The organism is Pseudomonas sp. MD330_10 (assembly GCF_042610415.1).
Lineage (GTDB): Bacteria > Pseudomonadota > Gammaproteobacteria > Pseudomonadales > Pseudomonadaceae > Aquipseudomonas > Aquipseudomonas rhodesiae.
The window spans coordinates 102,311-115,498 of the sequence record NZ_JBHGZU010000001.1; the positions used below are offsets into that span (position 1 = coordinate 102,311).

Annotated in this window: 11 protein-coding genes; 7 read left to right on the forward strand and 4 right to left on the reverse strand. The window is 56.1% G+C overall.

What is annotated here, in order from left to right:
* Positions 1-24: 24 nt before the first annotated feature.
* Entirely contained in the window at positions 25-1,542 is a 1,518-nt protein-coding gene (dnaA, locus tag ACFZPT_RS00495; RefSeq protein ID WP_034101621.1) for a chromosomal replication initiator protein DnaA, read from the reverse strand.
* Positions 1,543-2,127: 585 nt separating this feature from the next.
* On the opposite strand from dnaA, the gene rpmH reads away from it, so the two are divergent.
* The 5 genes from rpmH (at position 2,128) to mnmE (ending at position 6,076) form a co-directional block, all read left to right on the forward strand.
* A complete protein-coding gene (rpmH, locus tag ACFZPT_RS00500; protein ID WP_003213577.1) occupies positions 2,128-2,262 on the forward strand; it encodes a 50S ribosomal protein L34 in 135 nt (44 codons plus the stop codon).
* Between the two features lie 16 nt (positions 2,263-2,278).
* Positions 2,279-2,683, forward strand: a complete 405-nt coding sequence (gene rnpA, locus ACFZPT_RS00505; protein WP_198712244.1) for a ribonuclease P protein component — start codon at positions 2,279-2,281, stop codon at positions 2,681-2,683.
* A complete protein-coding gene (gene yidD, locus ACFZPT_RS00510) occupies positions 2,676-2,921 on the forward strand; it encodes a membrane protein insertion efficiency factor YidD (RefSeq protein ID WP_080758814.1) in 246 nt (81 codons plus the stop codon). Before rnpA ends, yidD begins: the two co-directional genes overlap by 8 nt.
* A gap of 2 nt (positions 2,922-2,923) precedes the next feature.
* A complete protein-coding gene (gene yidC, locus ACFZPT_RS00515; protein ID WP_034115592.1) occupies positions 2,924-4,627 on the forward strand; it encodes a membrane protein insertase YidC in 1,704 nt (567 codons plus the stop codon).
* A 78-nt stretch (positions 4,628-4,705) separates the two neighbouring features.
* Complete coding sequence (gene mnmE, locus ACFZPT_RS00520) at positions 4,706-6,076, forward strand: tRNA uridine-5-carboxymethylaminomethyl(34) synthesis GTPase MnmE (RefSeq protein ID WP_034101618.1); 1,371 nt, start codon at positions 4,706-4,708, stop codon at positions 6,074-6,076.
* Positions 6,077-6,095: 19 nt separating this feature from the next.
* Here the strand turns inward: mnmE and ACFZPT_RS00525 are convergent, their stop codons facing one another.
* The 3 genes from ACFZPT_RS00525 to ACFZPT_RS00535 all read right to left on the reverse strand — a co-directional run bounded on the left by ACFZPT_RS00525 (position 6,096) and on the right by ACFZPT_RS00535 (position 10,075).
* Positions 6,096-8,534, reverse strand: a complete 2,439-nt coding sequence (locus tag ACFZPT_RS00525) for a TonB-dependent siderophore receptor (protein WP_099312967.1) — start codon at positions 8,532-8,534, stop codon at positions 6,096-6,098.
* A gap of 90 nt (positions 8,535-8,624) precedes the next feature.
* Complete coding sequence (locus ACFZPT_RS00530; RefSeq protein ID WP_034115590.1) at positions 8,625-9,569, reverse strand: FecR domain-containing protein; 945 nt, start codon at positions 9,567-9,569, stop codon at positions 8,625-8,627.
* The gene (locus tag ACFZPT_RS00535; RefSeq protein WP_034101614.1) at positions 9,569-10,075 is read right to left on the reverse strand and encodes a sigma-70 family RNA polymerase sigma factor; all 507 of its coding nucleotides are present in this window, start codon (positions 10,073-10,075) and stop codon (positions 9,569-9,571) included. Before ACFZPT_RS00535 ends, ACFZPT_RS00530 begins: the two co-directional genes overlap by 1 nt.
* Before the next feature lie 561 nt (positions 10,076-10,636).
* Between ACFZPT_RS00535 and mnmG the strand changes: the two genes are divergently transcribed.
* On the forward strand, positions 10,637-12,529 hold the full coding sequence (mnmG, locus tag ACFZPT_RS00540; protein WP_034115588.1) for a tRNA uridine-5-carboxymethylaminomethyl(34) synthesis enzyme MnmG: 1,893 nt from the start codon (positions 10,637-10,639) through the stop codon (positions 12,527-12,529).
* Entirely contained in the window at positions 12,526-13,170 is a 645-nt protein-coding gene (gene rsmG, locus ACFZPT_RS00545; protein ID WP_034101612.1) for a 16S rRNA (guanine(527)-N(7))-methyltransferase RsmG, read from the forward strand. The genes mnmG and rsmG overlap by 4 nt, the downstream gene beginning before the upstream one ends.
* The last annotated feature ends 18 nt before the right edge of the window (positions 13,171-13,188 follow it).

The following is a 13,188-nucleotide window of genomic DNA, read 5'->3' on the forward strand; positions in this document are numbered from 1 at the left end:
CCTTAATAAGCTGCGCTGGTGTCATCACGTAGTCAGTGTACGCAGCAGGTTCTTGTAGTCCTCGCGAATATCCGCGTCGGATTCCTTAAGTTCGTTGATCTTGCGGCACGCGTGCAAGACCGTGGTGTGGTCGCGACCACCAAATACATCACCGATTTCCGGCAGGCTATGGTTGGTCAATTCCTTGGAAAGGGCCATGGCCACCTGACGCGGACGCGCTACCGAGCGCGAACGACGCTTGGACAGCAGGTCGGAAATCTTGATCTTGTAGTACTCGGCCACAGTGCGCTGGATGTTATCCACACTCACCAGCTTGTCTTGCAGAGCCAGCAGGTCTTTCAGAGATTCGCGAATCAGCTCAATCGTGATATCGCGGCCCATAAAATGCGAGTGGGCAATTACCCGTTTGAGTGCACCTTCCAGCTCCCGCACGTTGGAGCGGATGCGTTGGGCGATAAAGAACGCCGCATCGTGGGGAAGCTCGACCTTGGCCTGGTCGGCCTTTTTCATCAGGATCGCGACGCGGGTTTCAAGCTCGGGCGGCTCTACAGCAACCGTCAAGCCCCAGCCGAAGCGGGACTTCAAGCGTTCTTCCAGACCTTCGATTTCCTTCGGATAACGGTCGCTGGTCAGAATAACCTGCTGGCCGCCTTCGAGCAGAGCGTTGAACGTGTGGAAAAACTCTTCCTGGGAACGTTCCTTGCGGGCGAAGAATTGAATGTCATCGATCAGCAAGGCATCAACAGAGCGATAGAAACGCTTGAATTCGTTGATAGCGTTGAGCTGCAAGGCCTTGACCATATCAGCCACGAAGCGCTCCGAGTGCAGGTATACGACCTTGGCATTCGGATTCTTCTTTAATAGATGGTTACCCACAGCGTGCATCAAGTGGGTCTTACCCAAGCCAACGCCACCATAAAGGAAGAGCGGGTTGTAACCATGCTTGGGGTTGTCGGCGACCTGCCAGGCAGCGGCGCGCGCAAGCTGGTTGGATTTACCTTCGACGAAGTTTTCAAAGGTGAATGTGCGGTTCAGGTAACTGGTGTGCTTGAGCGCACCTTCGACCTGCACAGTGCGCTGCTCGGCACGAACAGGGGCCTGCTGGGAACTGGCTCCTGCCATCGGGTCGAAGCTATCGCGGGACGGCTCTTCATGCTCCGGCGCATTTTTTTGCGTTGAAGATTTGGAGGGCGTCGGCGCAGCGGAAGGCGCCGGGGCAGCCGGTGCGGTCGCCGCCTGAGCTTGAGACGCCGCAGCCGCCAGCGGTGCATTAGGTGCAGCGCGAGGCGCGGAGCTACGTTTGCTGCCTATTAATAAGGAGAGCACTGGTGCGAGACCATTGCCATGTTCGTCGAGCAATTCGAGAACACGGCTCAGGTACTTCTCGTTGACCCAGTCGAGCACAAACCGATTGGGCGCGTAGACACGCAACTCGTCGCCTTCGGCTTCGACCTGTAGCGGACGGATCCAGGTGTTGAATTGCTGGGCAGGCAGCTCATCGCGCAAAAGCTCCACGCACTGCTGCCAAAGTTCCACTGACACGGATATCCCCTAAGTTGAAAGCCGGTGAGGCAAAAACAGCCGCCATTGTAGCGATCAGCTGTCCACTTATCCACATGTAGCTTGCTGACACCCCAGCCAAAATCAATGCCTTAACCTTGAAAAAGCCGACCGATGGTCTGTGCATAAGCTCTGTGGATAAGCGTACCTGAGCTCGTTGCACAAGTAGGTCCGAAAGTCTGTGGGTAACTGACCTGTGGATAACATGCCATTCCACCCACAGCTTATCCGATAGCGCAGCACAGGCAGAACACCGTTTCTCCCCTGTGTTGTCATTCTCTGTACATCAAGTGGAATAAGGGCTTGAGGCAGTTATCCACAGAGGATGGACTGCATAGCTTTTATAAGCTTTACAGAAAGGCTTTAAATAACTTCCTTCTTTATTTCTATATCTAGGTTCGTGCTGATGAGTGTCTGAACGGTGAAAACAGCGACGCTACCGTATTCAGATCTAATTAAAGGAATAGCTGGTTGGAAATTGACCTAGAGGCTTGCTTTCTCTAGAATCGCCGGTCTCTTAAAACGGGGGCCATTCCGGCCCGTTGTGACGAACCAGGTAACAACGCCATGAAACGTACTTTCCAACCCAGCACCATCAAACGCGCCCGTACCCACGGCTTCCGTGCCCGCATGGCTACCAAGAACGGTCGTGCCGTCCTGTCGCGTCGCCGCGCCAAAGGTCGTGCGCGTCTGGCAGTTTGATAATCCGGCACTGGTGGTGAGTCAGGACTTCAGTCGGGAAAAGCGTCTGCTAACTCCCCGGCATTTCAAGGCAGTCTTTGACTCCCCCACCGGCAAGGTTCCGGGGAAAAATCTCCTGCTCCTTGCGCGTAACAACGATCTGGATCACCCCCGTCTCGGGTTGGTGATCGGCAAAAAGAGCGTAAAGCTCTCCGTTGAGCGCAATCGCCTCAAGCGTCTGATGCGCGAATCGTTTCGCCTCCACCAGGACACCCTGGTTGGTTGGGATATTGTTATCGTCGCGCGTAAAGGCTTGGGGGATGTAGAAAACCCCGAATTGATTCAGCATTTCGGCAAGCTCTGGAAACGTTTGGCGCGTACCCACAAGCCAGCACCTCCAGCCAGCCCCGAAACTGTAGGGGTAGACAGCAACGATGCGTAAACTGGCCCTCGTTCCGATCCAGTTTTACCGCTACGCCATTAGTCCTCTGATGGCCAATCACTGTCGTTTCTACCCCAGTTGTTCCTGCTACGCGTTAGAGGCCATAGAAAATCATGGTCTTCTGCGCGGTGGCTGGCTGACCTTTCGTCGTTTAGGTCGCTGTCATCCGTGGAATCCCGGTGGTTATGACCCGGTTCCACCTGTCCCCACCTCCCGTTCTTCTTCGATGGCCGAGTAATCATGGATATTAAACGCACGATCCTGATCGTCGCCCTGGCAATCGTGTCCTACGTTATGGTTCTTAAGTGGAACCAAGACTATGGCCAAGCTGCCCTGCCGACTCAGAATGTTGCCGTCAACACTGCACCTGCGGGACTTCCCGACACGGCAAGTGGCACTAACGCTGCCGCCAGTGATGACATTCCACGCGCAGCAGGCGAAGCCAAAGCGCCCGCCGAAGTTCCAGTTGCAGCAAGCACCGACCTCATCCAGATCAAAACGGATGTGTTGGACCTGGCAGTCGACCCACAAGGTGGTGACGTAGCCAAGCTGACCCTGCCGCTGTATCCACGCCGCCAAGACCATCCGGAAATCCCTTTCCAGCTGTTCGATAACGGTGGCGAGCGTATTTACCAGGCTCAAAGCGGTCTGATCGGTACCAACGGTCCCGATGCAAGCCAAGCCGGTCGTCCGGTTTTCTCTTCGGAGAAGAAAAGTTATCAACTGGCTGACGGTCAGGACCAATTGGTCGTAGACCTGAAGTTCAGCAAGGATGGCGTCAACTACATCAAGCGGTTCACGCTCAAGCGTGGTCTGTACGACATCGTTGTCACCTACCTGATCGACAACCAAAGCGCTCAGCCTTGGAACGGCGCCATGTTCGCGCAACTCAAGCGCGACGCCAGCTCCGATCCTTCGTCCAGTACAGCAACGGGCACCGCGACTTACCTGGGCGCCGCCCTGTGGACAAGTTCGGAACCGTACAAAAAAGTGTCCATGAAAGACATGGACAAGGTGAGCGAAGACAAAACCAAGCCAGCCATCACCTACAACGTGAACGGCGGTTGGGTTGCCTGGTTGCAGCACTATTTCGTGACCGCGTGGATTCCACAGCCAGGCCAGAATAACGTGGTTCTGGCACGCAAGGACTCCAAGGGTAACTACATCATTGGCTACACCGGCCCGTCGTTGACCGTCGCGCCAGGTGCCACTGGCGAAACCAGCGCGACTCTGTATGCCGGCCCGAAAAGCCAGGCTGTGCTCAAAGAGTTGTCCCCAGGCCTGGAATTGACTGTGGACTACGGCATTCTGTGGTTCATTGCCCAACCGATTTTCTGGTTGTTGCAACATATCCACAGCATCGTCGGTAACTGGGGCTGGTCGATCATCTTCCTGACCATGCTGATCAAGGGCATCTTCTTCCCTCTGTCGGCCGCCAGCTACAAGTCGATGGCGCGCATGCGTGCCGTGGCGCCGAAGCTGGCTGCATTGAAAGAGCAACATGGTGATGACCGGCAGAAAATGTCGCAGGCCATGATGGAGCTGTACAAGAAAGAAAAGATCAACCCGCTGGGTGGATGCTTGCCGATTCTCGTACAGATGCCGGTATTCCTATCGCTGTACTGGGTACTCCTGGAAAGCGTGGAAATGCGTCAGGCGCCGTTCATGCTGTGGATAACTGACCTGTCGATCAAAGACCCGTTCTTTATCCTGCCGATCATCATGGGCGCGACCATGTTTATCCAGCAGCGTCTGAACCCAACGCCTCCGGATCCGATGCAGGCCAAGGTGATGAAAATGATGCCGATCATCTTCACCTTCTTCTTCCTGTGGTTCCCGGCGGGTCTGGTGCTGTACTGGGTGGTCAACAACGTGTTGTCGATTACTCAACAGTGGTACATCACACGTAAAATCGAAGCGGCTACCCAAAAAGCCGCGGCGTAATTACTCTGTGGATAACCACTCAAGACGCCCCCTAGTGGGGCGTTTTGCTTTCCGTCACATTTGTTCTGGAACCTGTTGATGAGCGCTCCTCGTGAAACCATCGCTGCTGTCGCTACCGCTCAAGGTCGTGGTGGTGTCGGTATCGTTCGTATTTCCGGGCCGCTTGCTGGCGTAGCCGCCAAGGCCATCAGCGGGCGAGACCTGAAGCCCCGATACGCGCATTACGGCCCGTTCCTGGATGCCGAGAACGAGGTGTTGGACGAAGGACTGGCGCTGTATTTTCCTGGCCCAAATTCATTCACCGGTGAAGACGTTCTGGAACTGCAGGGACACGGCGGCCCGGTTGTGTTGGATATGCTGCTGCAGCGCTGTCTGCAATTGGGTTGCCGTCTGGCTCGGCCAGGGGAATTCAGCGAGCGAGCGTTCTTGAATGACAAGTTGGACCTGGCCCAGGCCGAAGCTATCGCGGATTTGATTGAGGCCAGTTCTGCACAGGCGGCGCGCAATGCGCTGCGCTCGCTTCAAGGCGCATTTTCTTTGCGTGTGCATAACCTCACGGAACAGTTGATCGGTCTGCGTATCTACGTTGAGGCGGCGATTGATTTCCCGGAGGAAGAAATCGATTTTCTTGCCGATGGCCACGTGTTGGCGATGCTGGACAAAGTCCGCGACGAGTTATCCACAGTTCTGCGTGAGGCGGGTCAGGGGGCATTGCTACGTGACGGCATGACGGTGGTGATCGCCGGTCGTCCCAACGCCGGTAAATCCAGCCTGCTCAACGCGTTGGCAGGTCGGGAAGCGGCCATCGTGACTGAGATCGCCGGCACGACCCGAGATATCCTGCGCGAACATATCCACATCGATGGCATGCCGTTGCACGTCGTCGATACGGCTGGTTTGCGTGATACCGATGACCAGGTCGAAAAAATTGGCGTTGAGCGAGCACTCAAGGCCATCGGTGAAGCTGATCGCGTACTTTTGGTCGTGGACGCCACGGCACCGGAGGCTGTGGATCCTTTTGCCCTATGGCCGGAGTTTCTGGAGCAGCGGCCGGATCCGGCCAAGGTCACGTTGATCCGTAACAAAGCCGACTTGACGGGAGAAGCGATCGCTCTGCAAACCAGCGAAGATGGCCATGTCACCCTCAGTCTGAGCGCCAAATCGGCAGGGGAAGGCTTGGAGCTGCTGCGCGATCACCTCAAAGCCTGCATGGGCTACGAACAGACCTCGGAAAGCAGCTTCAGCGCTCGCCGTCGGCACCTTGAAGCGCTGCGTCAGGCCAGCGCGGCCCTGGAGCACGGACGCGCACAATTGACCTTGGCAGGAGCAGGGGAGCTGCTGGCCGAAGACTTGAGACAGGCTCAGCAGCTTTTGGGGGAAATCACCGGCGCCTTCAGCTCCGATGATTTACTTGGGCGGATCTTCTCCAGCTTCTGCATCGGCAAATAACCGGTTATCCACGACCTGGTCACCAGTTGTAAGACACCGTACCGAGCAAGGTACGGCTGTCACCCCAGTAGCAACGCCCCGCATCGTTGCAACCGGACACATATTCCTTGTCGAACAGGTTTTTCGCATTCAGATCCACAGACCAGTGTTTATCAATCTGGTAACCAACCGCGGCATCCACCAATGTGACGCTTCCTGCGTCCAATTTGCCGTACAACGTCGGCGCGGTGTAGGAAAAAGTACTGTCGAAATAGCGAACACCCCCAGCTAGGGAGAGCCCCTTAAGCTGACCGTCGAGGAAGCGATACTTGCTCCACACGGAAGCCTGGTTGCGCGGGACGCCCGTCATCTGATGCCCTTCGACCAAAGACGTGGCCGAATCCTTGGTAATACGCGCATCGGTGCAGGTATAGGCTGCCGTCACATTGAGATTCTGCGTGAGGTTACTGTTGACCTCCACTTCCACACCTTTGGCGCGACTTTCACCTACCTGCCGATAGCTGTTGGTGGTGGCGTCGAGGTAGGTGTCGTCCTGTTTACGTAGGTCATACACCGACAGCGTCATCGCCGTGTCCCAGCCGAGCGGTTCGTATTTAACGCCCACTTCGTATTGGCTGCTGGTGATCGGTTTCAACGGTGAGCCAGCGTTGGAGATCTGCTGTACAGGGACGAACGCGGTGGAATAGCTGACATACGGCGTCAGGCCGTTGTCGAACTGGTACATGACTCCGCCCTGATAGGTGAATTTGCGGTCTTCCGCCTGGGTGTTGCTGGCCTTGTTCACCTTGTCGCGGAATTCGCTGTCCACCCAGTCCTGACGACCGCCGAGTAAGAACAACCAGTGCTCGTATTTGCTCTGTACCTGTGCATAAACCCCTTTCATTTGTTGCTCAAGCAGGGTGTTTTGTACCGCGATGGGGGTTAGTGGATCGCGCAGGTACACGGGGTTATACACATTAATGGTCCCCGCAAACCCTGCGTCCCAATCTTGGTTGAACGAGGTACGGTCGTAGCTGGCGCCCAACAGCACGGTATTTTCCAAATCGCCGAGTCGGAATTTGCCCTCCAGTTGGTTATCCAGGGAGTAAACCATTGATTTGTTATAGCGATCGTAGGCGGTCATGTTCAGTTGCGTGCCAAAGCCGCGATTGTTCAGGGCGCTGGGCCAGGTTTCATGGCGGTTGATGCGCGACTGCATGTAACGGGAGTTCTGCCTGAACTGCCAGTCGTCGTTAAAGCTGTGACTGAATTCGTAGCCAGTGCTCCAGGCTTCACGTTCGAAGGTGTTCCAGTCCGGGTTACCCAGCATCGTGTGTTTGGATAACTTGCCGTTAGGGTTGGTAAGCAGAGTTCCCGCAGCCGGAAGGCCGAGTTCCAGGTTGGTGTGATCCTTCTGGTAATTGGCCAGCAGGGTCAGGGTGTTGTAATCGTCGAAGTTGAGCGTCAAGGACGGCGCAAGATAGAGCCGGTCATCCGGTACATGGTCGGTTTGCGTATCGGATTTTCGCCCCAGCATCACCAGCCTGCCGAGGACGTTGTCATTACCGTTGAGCGGGCCCGAGATATCCACACCCAACTGGCGGCGATTATTGGAGCCATACCCCAGTTGCACCTCACCTTGGGGCGTGGCCGTCGGATGTTTGCTCACCAGATTCACCAGGCCGCCCGGCGCGTTTTCGCCATAGAGCAGGGAGGAGGGACCGCGGAAAACTTCAACGCGCTCTAGGCCGTAAGGCTCGCTGGTGGTGTCGTATCGATTGCCTTGCACGCGTAGGCCATCTCGCAGCAGACCGTAGCCGTAGTCAGTGGCGTTGAAACCGCGGATGAAAAACAGGTCGCCTGCCAGACTGTCGCCGGCGGCAAAGGGTGGCGCGAAGATGCCCGGCACGTACCCCAACACTTCCGTCAGGCTTTGCGCCTTCTGATCCTTGATGCGCTGACCGGTGACAACCGAGACTGAACGCGGTGTTTCCGACAAGGGCGTACTGGTTTTGGTACCGATCCGACTGTTCTGCGCCTTGTAGCCCACATCCCCAGCGATATCCCGGTTGAACCCATCCTGTTGATAAGTACTCACCGTCGTCGGCGCAAGCGTGAGTTGGTCTGCGGGAGCGACCTGCAATACGTAGCTGCCAGGAGCTTGGGCGACCGCCGACAACCCAGTGCTTTGCAGCAGCAAAGCGAACCCCTGATCAATCGAGTAGTCGCCCTCGAGCCCAGGTGTCGTCAGCCGTGCGGTCTGCTCCGGCGAAAAAGACAAGATCACATTCGCGCTGGCCGCAAATTGGCTTAATGCCCTGTCCAGCGGACCGGCCGCAACGGCGTAATGCTGCACCATACTGGCGGCCAAGACGCCGGTGGCAAACAGGGTACTGGCTGCGGTGGCAGTGGCAATCAGCAGACCATAGGTCATGCCATGGCAGGAAAGTCGCTGGCGTAGCTGGATGGGGAGGCGCATTGGCGGATAAACCCTGAAGGTATTGTCGTAATTACCTTTAGGGCCGCGCCAAGTGAAAAAAAGGTAACCCTCCTGGTGAATTATTTTTGATCAACCGATTGGCGTTATCGAAACCCAATAGCGGGTGAAATATTTCACCTGGATAGGCAAGGTGGCTTGCAGGTTGGTCAGTACTGCATCGGTGGCGTCCAGACGGAACGTCCCGGATACGCGCAGACGGGCAGAGATGGCATCGCATTGCAGGACACCGGACCGATAGCGTGACAACTCGTCGATTACATCGCCAAGCCGCGCATCCAGCACGATTAATTGGCCGTCGACCCAGGCGGCCTGAGTTGCGGTGAAGGGATGGATCGGGCCGACATTAAGCCGATCAAAGTCGGCGCTCTGCCCCGCCTTAAGGAGTTGACCAGAGGAGGGATTGTCTACGGGTGACACCTGTACGCGATCCTCCAACACTCCAACGCGAGTGGAATCGGCCAACTGACGTACGGTAAAGCGGGTGCCCAATGCCTGAACCCGACCTTGGCGAGTTTCAACATAGAAGGGTAGCTGCGCCGCCAACCTGCCGGTGTGGATAAGTACCTCACCCTCGCGCAGACGAATGAGCCGCTGCCGTTCGTCGAATATCACATCGATTGCTGAGCGAGTGTTGAGTTCGATTCGGGTGCCGTCGGCCAACTGGATACGTTGATGTTTGCCAATCGGCGTGCGGTAGTCGGCCAACAACGTTCCCACGCCACTGTGTTGCTGAAGATTCCAACCGAGATAACCCCCACCGCCAAGCACCAGCATCCATTTAAGTACTTGCCGGCGTTGTTGAGTCGTCGACAGCGCACGCCGAGTGACGTCCTGAGGTAACCCGCCCAGACTACGTTGCAGTTGTTCGAGCTGGTTCCAAGCGGCCAGATGGGAAGGGTCGCGGCTCAACCATTGCTGCCAGGCATGGTGTTCGGCGGGTGTGGGAGCTTGAGACTGAAATTGCACATACCAAGTGGCGGCGGCTTCAAAGGTGTCGCGATCGGGGGCGGCCATCAGGAACTGGCCATGATCAATGAACACTCGGTAAACGCTCGGATCATGTGTTTTTTCACCGTTGTGAGCGAAACCTGCAGTTGATCGGCGATCTGTTGATAAGTCAGCCCATCGATCTGGGACAGCATGAAGATTGTTCGTGCACGCCCGCCAAGCGCGTGCAGGGCTTTATCCACAGCGACTAATGTCTCGATTATGAGCGCTTTGTCCTCCTCACTAACGACGGTGATCTCAGGACGATCAGCCAGGGCCTCCTTATAGGCCTGTTCGACGGCACTTCGGCGATAACGATCAATCACCAGGCCCCTGGCGATGGTTGCCAGATAATCACGCGGTTCCAGAATCTGGGAGGCGTGTCGTCCACCCAAGATGCGCACGAACGTATCGTGGGCCACATCGGCCGCATCACAGGCGTTATTTAGTTTGCCTTTGAGCCATCCGCGCAGCCACGTGTGGTGTTGCTCGTAGATGTGCTGGACGGCTGCCGTGTGAGAAGGAAGAGGCATAGGGCGCGTAGGTAGGTTAATGATAATCGCTATTATTAACTGCGCTGTGGTTTTCCCACAATAGGTCTCCCAATGAGGTCATCGGCTCCAATCGGAAGATAGGTGTGGCTACGCCATGGGCGAAATCCAGGGTGAATGGCGAGAATCTTTGGATTAAGCCCTGTGGGTAAGCGGCACTGTACCCAGTTGATAACAGGGCTTAAAAACCAAGGATAAACTCGTCTGTGGATAACCAGCACTTTAATCCACAGGCTTAACGCAGTTATCCAACGGGCTTATCGGCACATGACCACAGACTTTTGAACCTCTGTACACATCGAATATAAAGGCTTGTAGCAATCTATCCACAGAAAGCTTGCTCAGTAGAAATAAACATAAAAACAAAGATTTAATAAATTTCTCTCTTTTAATTTCTATTGTCTGTGATTCATCCACAGCTGGTTAAATTTTGTGCAAAGGGTTCTTTAGGAAGGGCTAAGTCCCTATACTTGCCGCCAAAGCTCCAAAACCCTTTCAACAAACAATTCCTGATTACCTACATAAGCAGGCACGAGGTGCGTGGTGGATTTCCCTTCCCGTTTTGAAGTGATCGTCATCGGCGGCGGTCATGCCGGTACCGAGGCAGCACTGGCCTCAGCGCGCATGGGTGTTAAAACCCTGCTGTTGACGCACAACGTGGAAACCCTCGGTGCGATGAGTTGCAACCCTGCCATCGGTGGCATTGGTAAAAGCCATCTGGTCAAAGAAATCGACGCCCTCGGCGGCGCGATGGCCATGGCCACCGACAAGGGCGGTATTCAATTTCGCGTGCTCAATAGCCGCAAAGGCCCTGCTGTGCGAGCGACTCGGGCACAAGCCGACCGCATCCTGTACAAGGCGGCGGTGCGCGAAACCTTGGAAAACCAGCCGAACCTGTGGATATTTCAACAGGCAGCCGATGACCTGATCGTTGAGCAAGACCAGGTGCGCGGTGTCGTCACCCAAATGGGCCTGCGTTTCTTTGCTGAATCCGTGGTGTTGACCACAGGTACGTTCCTGGGCGGACTTATCCACATCGGTATGCAGAATTATTCCGGCGGTCGCGCCGGCGACCCGCCGTCGATTGCCCTGGCAAAACGCCTACGTGAATTGCCGCTACGTGTCGGTCGTTTGAAAACCGGGACGCCGCCGCGTATCGATGGGCGTTCTGTGGACTTTTCGGTGATGACCGAACAAGCGGGCGATACGCCGATTCCAGTGATGTCGTTCATGGGCTCCAAAGAGCAACACCCTAAACAGGTCAGTTGCTGGATCACCCACACCAACGCCCGTACCCACGAAATCATCGCGGCGAACCTCGACCGCTCGCCGATGTATTCCGGGGTCATCGAAGGCGTCGGCCCGCGCTATTGCCCATCGATCGAAGACAAGATCCACCGCTTTGCCGACAAGGAAAGCCATCAGGTCTTCATCGAGCCCGAAGGCCTGACGACCCACGAGTTGTATCCGAATGGCATTTCCACTTCGCTGCCCTTCGATGTGCAAATCCAGATCGTGCAATCGATTCGCGGCATGGAAAACGCACACATCGTGCGCCCGGGTTACGCCATCGAATATGACTACTTCGACCCCCGCGATCTGAAATACAGCCTGGAGACCAAAGTGATCGGCGGTTTGTTCTTCGCCGGGCAAATCAACGGCACCACCGGTTACGAAGAAGCCGGGGCCCAGGGTTTACTGGCCGGGACCAACGCAGCATTGCGTGCCCAGGGCAAAGACAGCTGGTGCCCGCGTCGCGATGAGGCATACATCGGTGTATTGGTCGATGACCTGATTACCCTGGGCACCCAGGAACCGTACCGGATGTTTACCTCGCGGGCGGAATACCGTTTGATCCTGCGTGAAGACAATGCCGATCTGCGCCTGACCGAAAAAGGCCGCGAACTGGGCCTGGTCGACGATGTGCGTTGGGCTGCTTTCTGCAAAAAACGCGAGAGCATCGCGCTGGAAGAGCAACGCCTGAAAAGTACTTGGGTTCGCCCGGGCACCGAGCAGGGTGACGCGATTGCCGAAAAGTTCGGCACGCCACTGACCCACGAGTACAACCTTCTGAACCTGCTGTCCCGTCCGGAAATCGACTACGCTGGCTTGGTCGAAGTGACGGGGCAGGGCGCAGAAGACCCACAGGTCGCCGAACAGGTTGAAATCAAAACCAAGTACGCCGGTTACATTGACCGCCAGCAGGATGAAATTGCCCGCTTGCGCGCCAGTGAAGACACCAAGCTACCTGTGGATATCGACTACACCAGCATTTCCGGGCTCTCGAAGGAGATCCAAAGCAAGCTGGGGATAACTCGTCCTGAAACCCTGGGCCAGGCTTCGCGGATCCCTGGCGTTACCCCGGCAGCGATCTCGCTGTTGATGATTCATTTGAAAAAACGCGGCGCGGGCCGTCAGTTGGAGCAAAGCGCTTGAGTTCGTTGGTCACCTCGCAACACGCCGAAGAGTTATCCACAGGTGCGCGCCAGTTGGGCGTCGACCTTACCCCGGCCCAGCATGACTTGCTGCTGGGCTATCTGGCCCTGCTGATCAAGTGGAACAAGGCTTACAACCTGACGGCCGTGCGCGATCCCGACGAGATGGTGTCGCGTCATTTGCTCGACAGCTTGAGCGTGATGCCCTTTATCGAAAATGGTCGCTGGCTGGACGTGGGCAGTGGCGGAGGCATGCCGGGCATTCCTCTGGCCATTCTGTTTCCTGAGTCTCAAGTTACTTGCCTGGACAGTAACGGCAAGAAGACGCGCTTCCTGACTCAGGTCAAACTCGAACTCAAATTGGATAACCTGCAGGTTATCCACAGCCGCGTCGAAGCCTTTAAGCCTGAACAGCCCTTCAACGGAATTGTTTCCCGGGCGTTCAGTAGCATGGAAAACTTCAGCAACTGGACCCGCCACCTGGGCGACCAAGACACCCGTTGGCTGGCAATGAAGGGCGTCCATCCAAGCGATGAGCTGTTAGCATTGCCGACGGACTTCCACCTTGATAGCGAACACGCCTTGGCCGTACCCGGTTGCCAAGGCCAACGCCATCTGCTGATACTGCGCCGCACGGCATGATTGGGAACACAAGCAAGA